18 protein-coding genes are annotated in these 18,624 nt (G+C 64.1%); all 18 read right to left on the bottom strand.

The genetic code is table 11. The features are described 5' to 3' along the window. Nucleotides 1-26: 26 nt before the first annotated feature. The 18 genes from trpA to V6M63_RS03910 all read right to left on the bottom strand — a co-directional run bounded on the left by trpA (nucleotide 27) and on the right by V6M63_RS03910 (nucleotide 18,493). Complete coding sequence (gene trpA, locus V6M63_RS03995; RefSeq protein ID WP_332739682.1) at nucleotides 27-836, bottom strand: tryptophan synthase subunit alpha; 810 nt, start codon at nucleotides 834-836, stop codon at nucleotides 27-29. After that, nucleotides 833-2,116 (bottom strand): tryptophan synthase subunit beta, encoded by a 1,284-nt coding sequence (trpB, locus tag V6M63_RS03990; protein ID WP_332739681.1) that lies wholly within the window; start codon nucleotides 2,114-2,116, stop codon nucleotides 833-835. The genes trpA and trpB overlap by 4 nt, the downstream gene beginning before the upstream one ends. 43 nt (nucleotides 2,117-2,159) lie before the next feature. Further along, nucleotides 2,160-2,837: a phosphoribosylanthranilate isomerase gene (locus tag V6M63_RS03985; RefSeq protein ID WP_332739680.1), complete on the bottom strand. Its 678-nt coding sequence runs from the start codon at nucleotides 2,835-2,837 to the stop codon at nucleotides 2,160-2,162. Continuing rightward, a complete protein-coding gene (gene truA, locus V6M63_RS03980; protein WP_332740133.1) occupies nucleotides 2,834-3,622 on the bottom strand; it encodes a tRNA pseudouridine(38-40) synthase TruA in 789 nt (262 codons plus the stop codon). Before truA ends, V6M63_RS03985 begins: the two co-directional genes overlap by 4 nt. 68 nt (nucleotides 3,623-3,690) lie before the next feature. Then, nucleotides 3,691-6,411: a FimV/HubP family polar landmark protein gene (locus V6M63_RS03975; protein ID WP_442909530.1), complete on the bottom strand. Its 2,721-nt coding sequence runs from the start codon at nucleotides 6,409-6,411 to the stop codon at nucleotides 3,691-3,693. Between the two features lie 234 nt (nucleotides 6,412-6,645). Then, nucleotides 6,646-7,773, bottom strand: coding sequence for an aspartate-semialdehyde dehydrogenase (asd, locus tag V6M63_RS03970; protein WP_332739676.1), 1,128 nt, complete (start codon nucleotides 7,771-7,773; stop codon nucleotides 6,646-6,648). 81 nt (nucleotides 7,774-7,854) lie between these two features. After that, nucleotides 7,855-8,943 (bottom strand): 3-isopropylmalate dehydrogenase, encoded by a 1,089-nt coding sequence (leuB, locus tag V6M63_RS03965; protein ID WP_332739675.1) that lies wholly within the window; start codon nucleotides 8,941-8,943, stop codon nucleotides 7,855-7,857. A gap of 114 nt (nucleotides 8,944-9,057) precedes the next feature. Continuing rightward, nucleotides 9,058-9,711, bottom strand: a complete 654-nt coding sequence (gene leuD / locus V6M63_RS03960) for a 3-isopropylmalate dehydratase small subunit (RefSeq protein ID WP_332739674.1) — start codon at nucleotides 9,709-9,711, stop codon at nucleotides 9,058-9,060. A 17-nt stretch (nucleotides 9,712-9,728) separates the two neighbouring features. Next, nucleotides 9,729-9,890 carry an entericidin EcnAB gene (locus tag V6M63_RS03955; RefSeq protein ID WP_332739673.1) on the bottom strand — a complete coding sequence of 54 codons (162 nt, stop codon included), beginning with the start codon at nucleotides 9,888-9,890 and terminating at the stop codon, nucleotides 9,729-9,731. Nucleotides 9,891-9,924: 34 nt separating this feature from the next. Further along, entirely contained in the window at nucleotides 9,925-11,346 is a 1,422-nt protein-coding gene (gene leuC / locus V6M63_RS03950; RefSeq protein ID WP_332739672.1) for a 3-isopropylmalate dehydratase large subunit, read from the bottom strand. A 29-nt stretch (nucleotides 11,347-11,375) separates the two neighbouring features. Further along, complete coding sequence (locus tag V6M63_RS03945; protein ID WP_332739671.1) at nucleotides 11,376-12,302, bottom strand: LysR family transcriptional regulator; 927 nt, start codon at nucleotides 12,300-12,302, stop codon at nucleotides 11,376-11,378. A gap of 159 nt (nucleotides 12,303-12,461) precedes the next feature. Next, nucleotides 12,462-13,772, bottom strand: a complete 1,311-nt coding sequence (locus V6M63_RS03940) for a citrate synthase (protein ID WP_332739670.1) — start codon at nucleotides 13,770-13,772, stop codon at nucleotides 12,462-12,464. A gap of 25 nt (nucleotides 13,773-13,797) precedes the next feature. Continuing rightward, nucleotides 13,798-14,115 (bottom strand): FAD assembly factor SdhE, encoded by a 318-nt coding sequence (locus V6M63_RS03935; RefSeq protein ID WP_442909529.1) that lies wholly within the window; start codon nucleotides 14,113-14,115, stop codon nucleotides 13,798-13,800. 19 nt (nucleotides 14,116-14,134) lie between these two features. Next, nucleotides 14,135-14,839 carry a succinate dehydrogenase iron-sulfur subunit gene (locus V6M63_RS03930; RefSeq protein ID WP_332739668.1) on the bottom strand — a complete coding sequence of 235 codons (705 nt, stop codon included), beginning with the start codon at nucleotides 14,837-14,839 and terminating at the stop codon, nucleotides 14,135-14,137. Nucleotides 14,840-14,882: 43 nt separating this feature from the next. After that, nucleotides 14,883-16,688, bottom strand: a complete 1,806-nt coding sequence (gene sdhA / locus V6M63_RS03925; RefSeq protein WP_332739666.1) for a succinate dehydrogenase flavoprotein subunit — start codon at nucleotides 16,686-16,688, stop codon at nucleotides 14,883-14,885. 4 nt (nucleotides 16,689-16,692) lie between these two features. Further along, on the bottom strand, nucleotides 16,693-17,058 hold the full coding sequence (gene sdhD / locus V6M63_RS03920; RefSeq protein ID WP_332739664.1) for a succinate dehydrogenase, hydrophobic membrane anchor protein: 366 nt from the start codon (nucleotides 17,056-17,058) through the stop codon (nucleotides 16,693-16,695). Between the two features lie 29 nt (nucleotides 17,059-17,087). Beyond that, complete coding sequence (gene sdhC, locus V6M63_RS03915; protein ID WP_056271458.1) at nucleotides 17,088-17,519, bottom strand: succinate dehydrogenase, cytochrome b556 subunit; 432 nt, start codon at nucleotides 17,517-17,519, stop codon at nucleotides 17,088-17,090. A 164-nt stretch (nucleotides 17,520-17,683) separates the two neighbouring features. Continuing rightward, nucleotides 17,684-18,493: a GntR family transcriptional regulator gene (locus V6M63_RS03910; protein WP_332739661.1), complete on the bottom strand. Its 810-nt coding sequence runs from the start codon at nucleotides 18,491-18,493 to the stop codon at nucleotides 17,684-17,686. Nucleotides 18,494-18,624: the final 131 nt, after the last annotated feature.

The raw sequence follows: 18,624 nt of genomic DNA, 5'->3' as shown, positions 1-18,624 counted from the left end.
TGGCGCCCCAAGGACGCCATCCGGAATTATGCGTCGAGTGCCTTGCGGATCGTGCGAATGAAGTTGGACGCCACGGCCACCACTTTTTCGTGGGGTTCGTTGTCGATCAACTGGATGATCTTGCTGCCGATCACCACGGCGTCGGCGGCACGGCTGATGGCGCGCGCCGTTTCCGCGTCGCGGATGCCGAAGCCCACGCCCACGGGCACGCTCACGTGCGAGCGGATGCGGGGCAACATCGCCTCGACCTGGCCCACATCAAGCGTGCCGGCACCAGTGACGCCCTTGAGCGACACGTAGTACACATAACCCGTGGCCACACGCGCCACCTGCGCCATGCGCTCGTCGGTGGAGGTGGGGGCCAGCAGGAAAATCAGGTCCATGCCGTGTTCGCGCAACGAGGCGGCAAAGTCCTCGCACTCCTCGGGCGGGTAGTCCACGATCAACACGCCGTCCACGCCGGCGGTCGATGCGTCGCGCACAAACGCACCCGCGCCGTGCTTCTGGTCGTAGCGCTCCACCGGGTTGGCGTAGCCCATGAGCACCACGGGAGTGGTGTCGTTGCGCTCGCGAAAGCTGCGCACCATGGCAATCACCTGGGTCAGACCGATGCCGGCGGCCAGTGCGCGGTCACCCGCCTTCTGGATCACCGGGCCATCGGCCGACGGGTCGGAGAAGGGCACACCGAGTTCGATCACGTCGGCACCTGCCTCGGCCATGCCGTGCATCAGATCGGGCGTGATGTCCGCGTAAGGAAAACCGGCGGTGACGAAAGGAATCAGGGCCTTGCGGTCCTGTTTCTTCAGCGCGGCAAAGGTGGTGTCGATCCGGCTCATTTTTTCACCTCGATGGTGGCCACGCCACCTTTGACCGACTGCCCGCGGCAGCTCGGTCGGCAATAAAAGTCGGCGTTGGACAGGTCGGCCACGGTGCCGATGTCCTTGTCGCCGCGGCCCGAGAGGTTGACCAGGATCGACCGGTCGGGCTTCATGGTCCTGGCCAGCTTCATGGCGTAGGCCACAGCATGGCTCGACTCGAGCGCGGGGATGATGCCTTCGGTGCGGCACAGGTAGTGGAAAGCCTCCAGCGCCTCGACATCGGTGATGCCCACGTACTCGGCGCGGCCGATGTCTTTCAGGAACGCATGCTCCGGCCCGACGCCGGGGTAGTCCAGGCCGGCGCTCACGCTGTGGGTCTCGGTCACCTGGCCGTTGTCGTCCTGAAGCACATAGGTGCGGTTGCCGTGCAGCACGCCCGGGCTGCCTTTTTGTAGCGAGGCCGAGTGTTTGCCACTCTCCATGCCTTCGCCGGCGGCCTCCACGCCGATCAGGCGTGTCTTCGGGTGGTTGATGTAGGGGTAGAAGATGCCCATGGCGTTGCTGCCGCCGCCCACGCAGGCGATCACCGCGTCGGGCTGCTCGTTCTTGCACCCTGCGGCGGCGAGCATCTCGGGCATCTGCACCAGGCACTCTTCGCCGATCACGCTCTGGAAGTCGCGCACCATCATCGGGTAGGGGTGCGGGCCTGCCACGGTGCCGATGATGTAGAAGGTGTTGTCCACGTTGGCGACCCAGTCGCGCATGGCCTCGTTGAGCGCGTCTTTGAGCGTGCGACTGCCGGAATCGACCGGCACCACCGTGGCACCCAGCAGCTTCATGCGGTAGACGTTGGGGCTTTGGCGCTTGACGTCTTCGCTGCCCATGTACACCACGCATTCCAGTCCGTAGCGCGCGCAGATGGTGGCGGTGGCCACGCCGTGCTGCCCGGCGCCCGTCTCGGCAATGATGCGTGGCTTGCCCATGCGCCTGGCCAACATGGCCTGACCGATGGTGTTGTTGATCTTGTGTGCGCCGGTGTGGTTGAGGTCCTCACGTTTGAGGAAGATCTGCGCTCCACCCGTTTCGCGGCTCATGCGCGCGGCATGGTAGACCGGGCTGGGCCGGCCCACGAAGTGCGCCAGTTCGTTCTTGAATTCAGCGAGGAACTCGGGGTCGTGCTGGTACCGGGCGTAGGCCGCCTTGAGTTCGTTGATGGCATGGGTGAGCGTTTCACTCACGAAGCTGCCGCCGTAAATGCCGAAGTGGCCGCGGGCATCGGGTTGTTGGTAAGTCTGCATGGGGTGATCTCGGTTCGACTGCCCAACCCAAGATCGGGAACGATCAGGGCAGGCGGGAAAGGTGTTCATCGGCTGCCCGAACGGCAGCGACGAAGGCGTTCATGAGGTCCGGGCTCTTGATGCCCTTGGACACCTCGACGCCTGAACTCACGTCAACGGCCCAGGGCCGCACGCACGTGATGCCATCGGTCACGTTTGCAGGCGTGAGTCCACCAGACAAAACGAGGCGAGAGCTGGCGTTTAGAAGCGGATGTGACCAAGGAAATGCCGTCCAGTCGAAGGATTGACCGCCACCGCCGTAGCCTTCGACGTGTGCGTCGAGCAAGATGGCCTGGGCTGCTGAGAAGTCAGAGGCGTATTTTAGGAGATCGAAGTCATGCCCAGCGGATCCTGCGGGTATGCGTGCCGCGCGCACAAAGGGCCGGCCTGTTGCCAGGCAATCGGCGGGCGACTCGTCACCGTGGAATTGCAGCAAGGCGTTGGGCACTTCAGCGCAACCCCGCTGGATGTGTTCAGGGCTGGCGTTGACGACCAGCAGCACTGGCGTCACGAAGGGCGGCAGGCGCCGAGCAAGTTCGCCAGCGCGCTCGGGCGTGACGTGGCGCGGGCTCTTGTCGTACAGCACGAAGCCCACGGCATCGGCGCCAGCGCGGGCGGCCGCGTCCACATCGACCTCGCGCGTGAGGCCGCAGATCTTGATGCGGGTGCGGTGAGTGCTCATGGCAACCAGTCGAAGGTGGGCGTGCGTTGTGGCAAGCCCCAGGCCGGATCGTAGACCGGTCCGAGGAAATACAGGCCGTCAGGGGAAAAGGTGGGGGCGGCCACGTCCCGGCTGCGAGCCAGCAGCACCTCCGTCATCCACTCGGGTGGATGGCTGCCATTGCCGATGGCGATCAGGCAGCCCATGATGTTGCGGATCATGTGGTGAAGAAATGCCGACGCCTCGAACTCGAAGCGCCAGTAGGCGCCGCGGCGCGTGACCTCGGCGCGCATCAGGTGCTTGACCGGCGAATGGGCCTGGCACTGGGCGGCACGGAAGGAGGAGAAATCGTGTTCACCCACCAGCGCCTGCGCGGCTTGCACCATGGGCTCCAGGGTCATGGGACGAAACACCCAGCCCACTTGACCAGCGTCCACGCTGGGTCTCACGGGGGACTCGAGCAGCACGTACGCATAGCGGCGCGAGCGTGCGCTGCCGCGAGCGTGGAAGCTGCTGTCGACGTGACGCGCCCACTGGATCGCAATGTCGGGGGGCAAGAAGCTGTTGGTGCCCCGTACCCAGGCGTTTTCGTCACGATTCAGCGAGGTGTCGAAGTGCACCACCTGCATGAGACCGTGCACGCCTGAGTCGGTGCGGCCCGCGCACAGGGTTTTGATGGGCTCGACGGCCCCGAAGCTGGTGAGGGCCTGCTCCAGCTTGTCCTGCACGGTTCGACCCCCCAGCTGGCTCTGCCAGCCTTCGTAGGCCCGGCCGTTGTAGCTCACACCCAAGGCGATGCGAGTCAGGTCAGGCACGGAATTCCGCGAGGTCTGTCGCTGGTCCGAGGGGTTCGGTTCGTGGTTGGCTGAGCGGTTCAAGCCAGATCGGCCAGAAAAGTGCCAGCTTTCGTCTTGAGCGAGCCAGACGCTTCCGCCAGCACTTCTTCGGCCAACGATCGCGCACCTTCGAAGTCACCAATCGCGCGGAATTCCTCGGCCAGCGAGAGCTTGGTTTCCAGGGGATTCTCCTGGCCCGAACCTTCGCCGGAGGCATGGGTGTCCTCCGCTGGTGAGTCCAGATCGAGACTGAGGTCGTTCAGATCAAACGTCATCAACTCGGGTGAGCCCGCCAGGGAAGCTTTCGTCGCGGGCGCTGGAGAAATCGCTTCGGCGGGAAAGTCCATGTCGAGACCGAAATCCGGTGTTTCCTCGCTCATGTCGAAAGTGGGCGCGTCCTGAGCGGCCTGCATGGCAGGGGAGGCATCTCCGGGCGCTGGGGTCGCGTTCAACACCGAGGTCTGCAGGTGATCGGGTTGCGACGGAAAGTCGAGGTCGAAGTCCATCGACATGGATGACGGACCGGACGTCTCAGCGGCTTGGCTGGTCAATGCTTCCGTGGACTGCAGGTCTCCCATGTCCGACATGGCCGCGTCGCGCGCCCTATCGGCCGGCGCCGCGTCGATGTGTTCTTCCGGTTGGGGTTCTTCGTCCAGCGAGAAGTCCAGATCGAGATCAAGATCGAGGTCGCCCGTGCCCGAGGCCTGAGCACCTGAAGAATCTGACATCGTGCTGCTTGCGAACGGCATGGTGTTGGCACCGGCACCCACGAAGCTTTCCACGGCGCCAGATTTGGTGATCGGTTTGCCACCCGGCTGGTACAGGGGGTTGTTCGGATCCAGTTCCTTGCCCAGTTCGCATGCTCGATCCCACTCGGGGCCCTGGCCTTGCGTCAGCCCGAAAGCTTCGGTCGCCACCACCTCGAAGGCCCTGGCGTCGCGCCGCTTGGCGTAAATCTCCAACAGCTTGTTGTGAATGGCCACGCGGGTCGGCGTGCTGCGCATCGCTTCCTTGAGGATCTCCTCGGCCTGCAGATCGCGTCCGTAGGCGAGGTACACATCCGCCTCCGCCACGGGGTCCACATCGCCGGCCGCGTCGAGTTGGCTGGGTGAATACACCATTGAAGATCCGGAGGCGACGGACTCTGCCGTGTCGATGCGCTGCCCACCGCTGGATCCGAAGAAGGAGTCGGGTTGCAACCGGCTTTCCAGGAACGAGCTGTCGACACTGGAGCCACCTTTGCGCTGGCGCATGCGGTAGATGCCGAAGCCAGCCAGCAGCGCCAGCAGGCCGCCGGCCAGCGGCAGCATCAAGGGGTTGTCCCGCAATTGATCGATGAACGAAGGCTCGTCTGGCAGCGGCACGGGTGCCGGTGGAGGTGCCTGGGGGGATGGCGTTGGAGTGGGGGCTGGAGCGGGTGCATCAGCAGCCACTGGCGGTGCAGCTGGCGGCGTCGTCGGCGTGGCGGCGTCGGGCGTTGGCGTTGGCGTTGGCGTTGGCGTTGCGGCGGTCACTGCCGGCGCTGTGCTGCTCGGCGAGGCAGGCGTTGCCGGTGCGGCGGGCGTCGCAGCCGGAGCGGTAGCTGCAGGCGCCGTGGCTCCAGGCGCAGGCGTGCCGAGCTTGGACAGCTCTTCGATGTTGCGCGAGAGTTCGGCCACGCGGTTCGATGCTTCCTTGGCCTGGCGATCCTTGGCGATCTGTTCTTCGCTGGCAGTCTGCGCGGGTGTCGCCCCTTTGGACAGCGTGAGCTTGTCCGCAGCGGGCGCTGCAGGCGCCGCGTCTTTCACTTCAGCCTGCACGCGTCCGGCCGCCTGGCGATCTGCAGCGCCAACCTCGGCCTCCGGTGCAGCACCGGCCAGACGCCGACGGAAATCGTTGAAATCACGGCTTTGGGCCGCGATGGTTTGCCGAGCCTCACCCGCGCTGACCGCCCCCGCTTGATCGGCAGTCGGGAGATCGACCACCGCGCCGGCCTTGATCCGGTTGACATTGCCACCGATGAATGCGTTCGGGCTGGAGCGAAGCATGGCAACGAGCATCTGGTCCAACGACACGTTGGCCGGCTTGTTGGCTGCTGCAATGCGGCCGGCGGTATCGCCTGCCTGGACGCGCACTTGTCCGCCACCGGTGGAGCCGATGGGCGCCTGGCTTGGAGTTGCGCGTGGGGGCTGTGCAGGTGCTGCCGGTGCAGGAGCTGCAGGGCGGCTCACCGAAGGTGCCGGTGTGGCTTGCGCCGCAGGCGGCAGGGGCGTGCTGGGCAGCACTGGCTGGGCACGTGTGGATGCGGGCGGTGAACTCACACCGGGTGCAACAGGCGCGGGCTGAGGCGCGGGGCGCAGGTTGGGCGGATCAAAAAGAAGGGTGTAGTCGCGAACGATCCGACCAGATGCCCAATTGGCTTCCACGATCAAGTCCACGAAAGGTTCGTTCACCGGGCGAGGACTGGTCAGTCGAAGGAATGACCGACCATCGGCGCGCTTTTGCAGCGAAATCTGCAGTCCGGCCAGGGCCGCGTTCATCTCCATTCCGGAGCCGCGAAAGGTCTCGGGTGATGCCAGTCCCACCCGTAGGCTCGCCGCTTCTTCAGCGTTGATGTCGGGAACGTCGATCTCCGCTCTCAGGGGTTCGCCGAGTGCAGACTGCACGACCACTCGACCCAACGCCAACGCTTGAGCAGCACCATGGTGTGTGAGCGTGGCACACAGCAAGGCGGCCGCGGCGATTGCTTGCAAGCCACCAAACCCGGTGATTTGTCGCACCTGGCGCGCCGATTGGAATGGGGTAGGGCGGGGTTTGAATGGCACTTGGACCTCGAAGGAAAAAACCTAATTTTGACCTTAACATCAACGGATTACGGTGACAAGCTGAGAATCCGCTTGAGTTTCCCAGCCCACCGCCTGTCGTGTTTGGCCCTTGAATTTACGTTGCTGACTTGCAACGAATCATTTCCACATATTTCCATGCCGCGCCACCCATGCGCCCGACCAGCGGGTTCACGCGTCGAGCAGGATTCGCAACATGCGGCGAAGTGGCTCGGCTGCGCCCCACAGTAGCTGGTCCCCAATGGTGAATGCGCCCAGGTATTCGGGACCCATGGCCAGCTTGCGGATGCGACCGACCGGAATCGTCATGGTGCCGGTCACGGCCACCGGAGTCAGGTCCTTGATCGTGGCCTCGCGCGTGTTCGGCACCACTTTGACCCAGGCGTTGTCGGCCGCGATCATGGCTTCGATATCGGCCAGAGGCACGTCCTTCTTGAGCTTGAAGGTCAGGGCCTGGCTGTGGCAGCGCATGGCACCCACACGCACGCAGAAGCCGTCCACAGGAATGGCCGGCGCGCTGAAGCCCTCGCCCATGCCGAGGATCTTGTTGGTCTCGGCCATGCCCTTCCACTCTTCCTTGGACATGCCGTTGCCGAGGTCCTTGTCGATCCAGGGGATCAGCGAACCGCCCAGCGGGACGCCGAAGTTGACCGTCTCTGTGTCCGTGAGCGCGCGTTGCTTGGCGATCACTTTGCGGTCGATTTCGAGGATCGCGCTCTTGGGGTCGTCCAGCAGCGACTTCACTTCGGCGTTGAGCGTGCCGTACTGCGTGAGCAGTTCGCGCATGTGTTGCGCACCTCCGCCCGATGCGGCTTGGTAGGTCTGTGTGCTCATCCACTCGATCAGACCGGCCTTGTACAGCGCGCCCACGCCCATGAGCATGCAGCTTACGGTGCAGTTTCCGCCAATCCAGTTCTTGCCACCGCTGCTCAAGGCGGTCTTGATCACGGGCAGGTTGACCGGGTCCAGGATGATGACCGCGTCCTTGTCCATGCGCAGGGTTGAGGCGGCGTCGATCCAATGGCCGTTCCAGCCCGCGGCGCGCAGCTTGGGGAACACGTCACTGGTGTAGTCACCACCCTGTGCGGTGACGATGATGTCGCAGCGCTTGAGGGCGGCGATGTCGTGCGCATCCTGCAGTGTGGTTTCGTTTTTCGCCATCGCAGGGGCCTTGCCGCCGGCATTGGAGGTGGAGAAAAACAGCGGCTCGATCAGGTCGAAGTCGCTTTCCGCGACCATGCGGTCCATCAGCACGGAACCGACCATGCCGCGCCATCCAACGAGTCCTACGAGTTTCATGTCAACGCCCTTTCAAAGTTGAAAAACCTTTTGAGCCCCGGCTCGTCGTGCCGGGGAGGGGCGTGACGAACCGGAGCTGGATCAGCCCTTGGTAATGGTTTTGGTGATGGCCGCCACGACCGCATCACCCATGTCGCGGGTGCTGACTTTCGTGGTGCCCTCAGACCAGATGTCGGTCGTGCGCAGGCCAGACGCAAGCACGCTGCTGACCGCACGTTCAATGCGGTCGGCAGCGTCGGACTGGTTGAGTGAAAAACGTAACATCATGGCAGCGGACAGTATTGTAGCCAGTGGATTGGCAATGCCCTTGCCGGCGATGTCGGGTGCGCTGCCATGGCTGGGTTCGTACAGGCCCTGGTTCTTTGTGTTCAGCGAAGCCGAGGGCAACATGCCGATGGAGCCGGTGAGCATGGACGCCTCGTCGGACAGGATGTCGCCGAACATGTTGCCGGTGACGACCACGTCGAATTTCTTGGGCGCGCGCACCAATTGCATGGCGGCGTTGTCCACGTACATATGCTCGAGTTCGACGTCAGGGTACTCGGCATGCACTTCCGTCACCACGTCTTTCCAGAACTGGAAGGTTTCCAGCACGTTGGCCTTGTCGACGCTGGTGACCTTCTTGCTGCGCTTGCGTGCCGCCTGGAAGGCCACGTGCGCGATGCGCACGATCTCCGGCTTGCTGTAGCGCATGGTGTCGAAGGCTTCTTCGGCACCGGGGAAATGGCCATCGGTGGCCACGCGACGCCCCCGTGGTTGCCCAAAGTAGATGTCGCCGGTGAGTTCGCGGATGATGAGGATGTCCAGACCAGAGATGATCTCGGGCTTGAGGCTGGAGGCACCCACCAGTTCGGGGTAGCAGATGGCGGGGCGGAAATTGGCGAACAGGCCCATGTGCTTGCGCAAGCCCAGGATGGCCTGCTCCGGGCGCAGCGGGCGGTCGAGCTTGTCGTACTTCCAGTCGCCCACGGCGCCAAACAGCACGGCGTCGGCATCCATGGCGAGTTTCAGGGTCGATTCAGGCAGCGGGTGGCCGTGCGCCTCGTAGGCCGCGCCACCAACCAGGGCCGATTCCATCTCGAAAGGGAGGTCGAGTGCGTCAAGGACCTTGACGGCTTCGGCGACGATTTCGGTACCGATGCCGTCACCCGGAAGAACTGCGATTTTCATGTTGGAAGTAGAAGAAGGAGATTCAGAAACACCGCGGAACCGGCTTTGCCGGGCCGCAGGTGTTGCCCCCTTGAGGGGGGATGCGGCTACACGAAGTGAGCAAGCGACGGGGGGTCAGGCAACCGGCATCGTGTGCGCGAGCCAGGGCTTGGTCGCCAGGCGTTCGGCTTCGAACGCCGCGATCTTGTCCTTGTAGCGCAGCGTGAGCCCGATGTCGTCCAGGCCGTTGAGCAGGCAGAACTTGCGGAACGCCTGCACCTCGAACGGCAGTTCTTCGCCTTGCGGTTTGACGATCACCTGGCGCTCCAGATCGACAGTCAACTCATAGCCGGGGAAGGCCGCAACTTCGTCGAACAACTGCGCGACCTGGGCTTCGGGCAACTGGATCGGCAGCAGGCCGTTCTTGAAGCAGTTGTTGAAGAAGATGTCAGCGTAGCTCGGCGCAATGATGGCGCGAAAGCCGAACTGGTCGATGGCCCAGGGCGCGTGCTCGCGGCTGGATCCACAACCAAAGTTCTTGCGCGCCAGCAGCACCGACGCACCCGCGTAGCGCGGCTGGTTCAACACGAAGTCGGGGTTGGGCTTGCGGCTGGTCGGATCTTGTCCCGGTTCGCCTTTGTCGAGGTAGCGCCATTCATCAAACAGATTCTCACCAAAGCCGGTCTTGCGAATGGACTTCAGGAACTGCTTCGGGATGATGGCGTCGGTGTCGACGTTCTCGCGGTCCATCGGGGCCACCAGGCCCTTGTGGAGGGTGAATTTCTGCATGATGTGGTCCGCGGGCGTTACTTGGCGACGCCCTGAATTTTCTCGCCGGCCTTTTCAATGCCTTTGCCAGCGGCTGTGCCGACCTCCTTGGCGTCCTGTTTGACGCCGGACCAGGTGTTGCACGCGGCCAGCGTCAGCGAGAGGGCGAAGGCCGTTGCGATCCATGCGATGCGTTTCATTGGGGTCTCCTGAAGGTGGTTGTCGGGCGGAAGGTCAGGCGATGGTGCGCACGTCCACGAAGTGGCCGTGCACCGCGGCCGCGGCGGCCATGGCGGGGGACACGAGGTGCGTGCGGCCGCCCGCTCCCTGGCGGCCTTCGAAATTGCGGTTGCTGGTGGAGGCGCAGCGCTCGCCGGGCTCGAGCCGGTCGGCGTTCATGGCCAGGCACATCGAGCAGCCCGGCTCGCGCCACTCGAAGCCGGCGGCCTTGAAGATTTCGTGCAGGCCTTCGCGTTCGGCCTGCGCCTTCACCAGCCCGGAGCCGGGAACCACCAGCGCGAGCTTGACGTTCTTTGCGACCTTCTGGCCGAGCTTCTTGACCACGGCAGCCGCCTCGCGCATGTCCTCGATGCGGCTGTTGGTGCATGAACCGATGAAGACCTTGTCGACAAAGATGTCGTCGAGCGCCTTGCCGGGTTGCAGGCCCATGTAGGTCAGGGCGCGCTCGATGGCGCCGCGCTTGTTCGCGTCCCTTTCGCGATCGGGATCGGGCACGTTGCCGTCGATGCCCAGCACCATTTCGGGCGAGGTGCCCCAGGTCACTTGCGGCACGATCTTCGAGGCATCCAGCTCGACGACAGCGTCAAACGTCGCGTCGACGTCGGACTGCAAGGTCTTCCAGTAGGCAACCGCCTGGTCCCATTCCACCCCGGTGGGCGAGAGCGGGCGGCCCTTGACGTATTCGATGGTCTTGTCGTCCACCGCCACCAGGCCGGCGCGCGCGCCGCCTTCGATGGCCATGTTGCAGACCGTCATGCGGCCCTCGACGCTGAGCGCCCGGATCGCCGAGCCGCCGAACTCGATGGTGTAGCCGGTGCCACCGGCGGTGCCGATCTTGCCGATGATGGCCAGCACGATGTCCTTGGCGGTGCAGCCCTTGGGGAGTTGCCCGTCCACGCGAACCAGCATGTTCTTCGCCTTCTTGGCCAGAAGGGTCTGCGTGGCGAGCACATGCTCGACTTCGCTGGTGCCGATGCCGTGGGCCAGCGCGCCGAACGCGCCGTGGGTGGAGGTGTGGCTGTCGCCGCAGACCACCGTCATGCCGGGGAGGGTGGCGCCGTTTTCGGGGCCGATCACGTGCACGATGCCCTGGCGCTTGGACATGAAGGGGAAGAACGCCGCAGCGCCGAACTCGGCGATGTTGCTGTCCAGCGTGGTGATCTGTTCCTTGCTGATCGGGTCGGTGATGCCGTCGTAGCCCAGTTCCCAGCCGGTGGTGGGCGTGTTGTGGTCTGCGGTGGCGACCACCGAGCTCACGCGCCAGACCTTGCGGCCAGCCTGACGCAGTCCTTCAAACGCCTGCGGGCTGGTGACTTCGTGCACCAGATGCCGGTCGATGTAGAGCACGGACGTGCCGTCCTCTTCGGTGTGGACGACGTGTTCGTCCCAGATCTTGTCGTAGAGCGTGCGTGGCATGGCGTGGGGCCTTTTGTAGAGCGATGATTTTATGCGGCTTGCGGGGTTGCGTCGGCGGTGAGGTGATCGACCAGCAGGCGCGCGGTGGCGGGCAGGCTGGAGAAGTCGCGCGCCACCAGCGCCAGTTGGCGCTGGGCCCAGGTGTCGGTCAGTGGCACCGCTTGCAACACCTCGCCCGTGTGGAGCAGTTCAAAGGCGCGCGCGGGCATGACGCCCACGCCCAGACCGTTGGCGATCATGCGACACATCGCATCAAGGCCGGTCACACGGATGCGCACGCGCACGGTGGTGCCGGCCTGGGTCGCCGCCTGGTGCGTGGCCAGGTGGATGGAGCTGTTGGCATGCAGGCCCACATGGTCGAAGGGCAGGGAGGCTTCGAACGCCACCGGCCCATCGCTGGCCAGCGCGTGCCCATGCGGTACCACCAGCACCAGGCTGTCGCGTCGGTAGGGGAGGCTCTGCAGACCGCCGGTGCCCATCGCGCCATTGCACAGGCCCAGGTCGGTGGCGCCTTCCTGCACAGCGCGCAGCACCTCGGGGCTGAGGTGTTCCTCCAGATCGATCTTGACCTGCGGGTGAAGGCGCGCGAAGGCGCCCAAGTCCTCGGGCAGGAACTGCACGATGGCCGAGATGCTGGCATGCACCCGCACATGGCCGCGCACACCGTCGGCGTATTCGGCCAGCTCGACCTGCATCTGTTCCAGTCCGTACAGCACGGCGCGCGCGTGGTGGAGCAGCCCTTCACCGGCGGGCGTCAGGCGCACGCCCCGCGTGTGGCGGTGCAGCAGCGTGGTGCCCAGCGTGCCTTCGAGGTCCGACAGGCGTTTGCTGATGGCCGACGCGGCGATGAACTCCCGTTCGGCCGCACGGCCGATGCTGCCCAGCTCGCACACGGCGACGAAGAGCTGCAGCGAGGTGAGGTCGATCTGACGGGCGAAGTTGCGTTCGGAGAGCATGGGGTTGTGGCTTCTCGTTTCGAGATGCGAAGAGGGATTTTCCTCCAGTTGTTGGCGGCTTGACATCTTGAAGCACGATGTCCGGGTTGCCGTCCCGCGAAGGCGCGGGCGAAAAAAAAGCCCGCTTGGTGGCGGGCTTCTTCAGAAGGCGGGCACCTGTCAGCGGCTGGCCAGGGGCTTGATGTCGCGGCGGGGCGAGCCGGTGAAGAGTTGGCGTGGACGGCCGATCTTGTACTCGGGGTCGCCGATCATTTCGTTGAGCTGGGCAATCCAGCCGACCGTGCGGGCCAGCGCGAAGATGCCGGTGAACAGGTTGACCGGGATGCCGATGGCGCGCTGCACGATGCCGGAGTAGAAGTCCACGTTGGGGTAGAGCTTGCGCGAGACGAAGTACTCGTCTTCCAGGGCGATTTTCTCCAGCTCCTTGGCCAGCTTGAACAGGGGGTCGTTTTCCAGGCCCAGCTCCTGCAGCACCTCGTTGCAGGTTTCCTGCATGAGCTTGGCGCGCGGATCGTAGTTCTTGTAGACGCGGTGGCCAAAGCCCATGAGTTTGACGCCGGAGTTCTTGTCCTTGACCTTTTCCATGAACTCGCCGACCTTGGACACGCCGCCGCTGCGCTGGATGTCTTCCAGCATGTTCAGGGCTGCCTCGTTGGCACCGCCGTGGGCGGGGCCCCACAGGCAGGCCACGCCGGCGGCGATGGCTGCAAAGGGGTTGGTGCCCGACGAACCGCACAGGCGCACGGTGGAAGTGGACGCATTCTGCTCGTGGTCGGCGTGCAGGATGAAGATGCGGTCAAGCGCGCGCTCGAGCACCGGGTTGACCACGTACTCTTCGCACGGTGTGCCAAACATCATGCGCAGGAAGTTGCCCGAGTAGCTCAGGTCGTTCTTCGGGTACATGTAGGGCTGTCCGATGCCGTACTTGTACGACATGGCCACCAGTGTGGGCATCTTGGCAATCAGGCGGATCGCGGCGATTTCCCGGTGCTTCGGATTGTTGATGTCGGTGCTGTCATGGTAGAAGGCCGAGAGGCCGCCGACCAGACCCGTGAGCACGGCCATCGGGTGGGCGTCGCGGCGGAAACCGCGCAGGAAGAACTGCATCTGCTCGTTGACCATGGTGTGGTTGATGACGAGCTTGTGGAAGGCCTTGCGCTCTTCCTCGTTGGGCAATTCACCGTTGAGCAGCAAGTGGCAGGTGTCGAGGTAGTCGCACTGGGTGGCGAGCTGCTCGATGGGGTAACCGCGGTACAGCAACTCGCCCTTGTCGCCATCGATGTAGGTGATGGCCGACTGGCAAGAGGCGGTGGACAAAAAGCCCGGGTCATAGGTGAACATGCCGGTCTGCGCGTACAGCTTGCGGATGTCCAGGACATCCGGGCCGATGCTGCCGGCGTACACCGGCAGATCCACGCTGGGGCTGCCGTTGGAGAACGACAGGGTGGCTTTGTTGTCAACGAGTTTCATTCGGGTTCCTTCTTGTGGGAATGGCTTAAGCGGATTGCGAGGTTGCACGAAGCATGCCCAGCACACGGGTGACGTCGTCACGGGCCAGATCGTCCAGGGGTGCTTTGCGGCCAAGCAACAGATCGAGGAGATCGTTGTCGGACAGGTCCATCAGCAGTCCCAGGGCATCGGCTTGACGAACCGTCAAGCCAGATTCGTACCGAGCGAAGAAGCGCTCGATGAATAGATCGTTTTCCAGCAGTCCACGCCGGCAACGCCACCGGAGCTTGCTCAGGGCGCGCTCGTCCAGCAACGCGTCAAGCATTGCTTCGTGAGGTTGGTCGGGGAGGGTTGCGGCGTTCATGGCAGGGTGGTCAACGCACTCAGATGGAGCGCATCACCATCATTTCCTTGATCTTGCCGATGGCCTTGGTGGGGTTCAGGCCCTTGGGGCAGACGTCCACGCAGTTCATGATGGTGTGGCAGCGGAACAGGCGGTATGGGTCTTCGAGGTTGTCCAGACGCTCGGCCGTGCCCTGGTCGCGGCTGTCGGCGATGAAGCGGTAGGCCTGCAGCAAGCCAGCGGGGCCGACGAACTTGTCCGGGTTCCACCAGAAGCTGGGGCAGCTCGTGGAGCAACTCGCGCACAGGATGCACTCGTACAGGCCGTTGAGCTCGTCGCGCTCTTCGGGGCTCTGCAGGCGCTCCTTTTCAGGCGGCACGGTGTCGTTGATCAGGTACGGCTTGATGCTGTTGTACTGCTTGAAGAACAGCGTCATGTCCACGATCAGGTCGCGCACCACGGGCAGGCCGGGCAGCGGCTTGAGCGTGATCACGCCCGGCAGCGTGTTCATGTTGGTCAGGCATGCCAGTCCGTTCTTGCCGTTGATGTTCATGGCGTCCGAGCCACACACGCCTTCGCGGCACGAGCGGCGGAACGAGATGGAGGGATCGACCGCCTTGAGCTTGCCCAGCGCGTCGAGCAGCATGCGCTCGTGGCCGTCGAGTTCCACCTCGATGGTCTGCATGTAGGGCTTGGCGTCCTTTTCGGGGTCGTAGCGGTAGATCTTGAATGTGCGTTTGGCCATGGTGTTTTTTCTCCGTGCGTCGTGGGTTCGGAATGAAGAGGCTTCAGAAGGTGCGCACTTTGGGCGGAACCGACGCCACGGTCAGGGGCTTGAGGTTGACAGCCTTGTAGCTCAGGCTGTTGTCGGCGCTGTGCCAGAGCGTGTGCTTCATCCACTCCGCATCGTTGCGGCCCAGCGGGAACTGCGCGTCATCGGCGGGGCGCTCGTAGTCGTTGACCGTGTGCGCACCGCGGCACTCATGGCGAGCGGCGGCCGAGGTCATGGTGGCCTGGGCACATTCGATCAGGTTTTCCACTTCCAGCGCTTCGATGCGGGCGGTGTTGAAGACCTTGGACTTGTCCTTGAGCGCGATGTTGTTGACCCTTGCGCGCATGGCGTTGATCTTGGAGACTCCTTCGTCCATGCTGGCCTGGGTGCGGAACACGCCGGCATGCTGCTGCATCGCGGCGCGCAGGTCGTTGGCCACGTCCTGTGCGTATTCGCCGCCGGTGGTGTTGTCCAGCCGGGCCAGGCGCGCCAGGGTCTTGTCGGCGGCGTCGGCCGGCAGCGGCTTGTGCGTCTTGTTCTTGTCGTTGAACTGCACGATGTGGTTGCCGGCCGCGCGGCCGAACACCAGCAGATCCAGCAGCGAGTTGGTGCCCAGGCGGTTGGCGCCGTGCACGCTCACGCATGAGCATTCGCCCACGGCGTAGAGGCCATTGACCACGGCCTGGTTGCCCTGACCGTCGGGGGTGACGACCTGGCCATTGATGTTGGTCGGGATGCCACCCATCTGGTAGTGGATGGTGGGCACGACGGGAATGGGCTCGCGCGTGATGTCCACGTTGGCGAAGTTCACGCCGATCTCGTAGACCGAGGGCAGGCGCTTGTGAATCGTTTCCGCGCCCAGGTGATCAAGCTTGAGCAGCACGTAGTCCTTGTTGGGACCACAGCCGCGACCTTCCTTGATCTCCTGGTCCATGCAGCGGCTGACGAAGTCGCGCGGTGCCAGGTCTTTCAAGGTGGGCGCGTAGCGCTCCATGAAGCGCTCGCCTTCGCTGTTGAGCAGGATGGCGCCTTCGCCACGGCAGCCTTCGGTCAGCAGCACACCGGCGCCGGCCACGCCGGTGGGGTGGAACTGCCAGAACTCCATGTCTTCGAGCGGGATGCCGGCGCGTGCCGCCATGCCCAGGCCATCACCGGTGTTGATGAAGGCGTTGGTGGACGCCGCGAAGATGCGGCCTGCGCCACCAGTGGCCAACAAGGTGGTCTTGGCTTCCAGGACGTAGGTCTCGCCGGTTTCCATTTCCAGCGCGGTCACGCCGAGCACGTCGCCGCTGGCGTCCCGGATCAGGTCCAGTGCCATCCATTCGACGAAGAAGGTGGTGCGGGCTTGCACGTTCTGCTGGTAGAGCGTGTGCAGCATGGCGTGGCCGGTGCGGTCGGCCGCGGCGCAGGCGCGCTGCACGGGTTTTTCGCCGTAGTTGGCGGTGTGGCCGCCGAACGGACGCTGGTAAATGGTGCCATCGGGGTTGCGGTCGAACGGCATGCCGAAATGCTCGAGCTCATACACGACCTTGGGCGCTTCGCGGCACATGAACTCGATCGCATCCTGGTCGCCGAGCCAGTCGGAGCCCTTGATGGTGTCGTAGAAGTGGTAGTGCCAGTTGTCCTCGTTCATGTTGCCGAGCGAGGCGCCGATGCCGCCTTGCGCGGCCACGGTGTGCGAGCGTGTGGGGAACACCTTGGAGAGCACGGCCACCTTGAGGCCGGCACGTGCCAGCTGCAGCGAGGCGCGCATGCCGGAGCCGCCGGCTCCGACGATGACAACGTCAAACTGACGCTTGGGAAGATTTGCGGTTGCGGTCATTGCTTCAGAGCCTCCAGAGAACTTGAACAGCCCAGCCCAGGCAGGACAGGAGCCAAACCATGGTGAACACGTGCAGCACCAGGCGGATGCCCGCGGGCTTGACGTAGTCCATCCAGATGTCGCGCATGCCGACCCACACGTGGTAGGTCAGGGCGAGGAAGACGGCAAAGGTCAGGGCCTTCATCCACTGGGCGGCGAAGATGCCGGCCCAACCGTCGTAGCCCAGGGGGCCGCTGGTGAACAGCACCTGCACCAGCAGGATCAGGGTGAACACAGCCATGATGGCGGCGGTGATGCGCTGGGCCAGCCAGTCGCGCAGACCGTAGTGGGCGCCGGTGACGACGCGCTTGGAACCGTAGTTGACAGACATCTTGTGGGTCCTTGGGTGGGTTCGCGGGATCAGTAAAGGCCGAACAGCTTGGCGCCGAGCAGCACGGTCAGGCCGATGCTGACCACCAGCGTGAAGATGGCGGAGGACTTGCCGAATTCCTTGGTGACGGCGTGGCGCGCGTCCATGTAGAGGTGGCGCACACCGGCAATGAGATGGTGCAGGTAGGCCCAGATCAGGGCCAGCACCACGAGCTTGAAGAACCAGCCCGGCACGAAGCCCAGGCCCGCCGAGAAGGCCGCGCTGAACCGTTCGAAGGAAATCTCTGAGGACACCGAGGTGTCGAACAGCCAGACGATCAGGGGCAACAGGATGAACATCAGGCCACCGCTGGCGCGGTGAAGGATCGAGACCCAGCCTGCGGGGGGCAGGCGGTAGGTGGTGAGATCCTTGAATGCGTTGATGTTGCGGAACTCGGGCCGCTTTTTGGTCAACTCGGTCATGGTGGGGACTTTCTTGCGCAGAAGGGGTGCGGGGAAGGGGATGTCGGTGGTGTAACGCGTTGGTAACCGGAGCCACCGAGTGTCAAATTCTATTGCAATGCACCAATCGTCAGGCTGACACCGAGTGCACGTGCGGGGCTATCAAGGACATAGCACCGCATGCCTCAGCTCAGTTCATTGCGATAGTGACGGGCGTCGGTTCGGTACAGGCCGCGCCGCAGTTCCATCGGGGTGTCGTTGTACGTGAATGCCAATCGCTCGACGCTGAGCAGCGGAGAGCCTTCGGCCACGCCGAGCAGGTTCGCGCTCTCGCTGTCGGCCGCGACGGCCTTGATCTTCTCCACCGCGCGCACCATGCGCACTCCAAACTGGGCTTCAAACAGGGCATACATCGGCCCCTTGTCGTCAGACAGGGTCTCGATGGTCAGGCCCTTGAACGGCACGCCGGGCAGCCAGAGTTCTTCGAGGATGGCCGGCACCTGGGCAAAAGTGAGCACGCGCTTGACCTGTAGCACCGGGTCACCGGTGCGCAGAGCGAGTTGGCGCGCCACTTCGGCGGGCGCGCGCAGGCGGCGGCATTCGATGATGCGACGCTCTGCCGGGCCCTGGTCCTCCAGAGAGCCGGTATCTGGCAGCAGGCGCAAAAAGCGGTACTGGATGTGCTGCTCGGAATGCGTGGCGACAAAGGTGCCCTTGCCCTGTCGGCGCACCAACAGGTTGTCGGTGGCGAGTTCGTCGATCGCCTTGCGCACCGTGCCCTGGCTCACCTTGTAACGGGCCGCCAGGTCGAATTCGCTCGGGATCATGTCGCCGGGCTTCCACTCGCTGGCCTGCAGGCTGCGCAGGATGAGCGTCTTGATCTGCTGATAGAGCGGGCTGAAGGCCGGTGCGGAGTGCTCAAGCGCACCAACGTCGGCTGCCTGGCGGCCGTCGTGCGGTGATGCGTCTGAGGTGCTGAGGGGGGTCGTGGCCATGGTTTTTGGGTGCGCCCGGAGGCCGCGCACGAATGGCGAATCATATCTTATATAAGACATAAGACAAATTGACGTATCAGGGTTTGCGAGGGTACACTCTTCGCCTGACCTTGACTCACCTGCGGCGCGAC

Source organism: Hydrogenophaga sp. (assembly GCF_036675665.1).
Lineage (GTDB): Bacteria > Pseudomonadota > Gammaproteobacteria > Burkholderiales > Burkholderiaceae_C > Hydrogenophaga.
The sequence above is the reverse complement of the archived record's forward strand: the minus strand, read 5'-3'. Positions and strand labels throughout refer to the sequence as shown.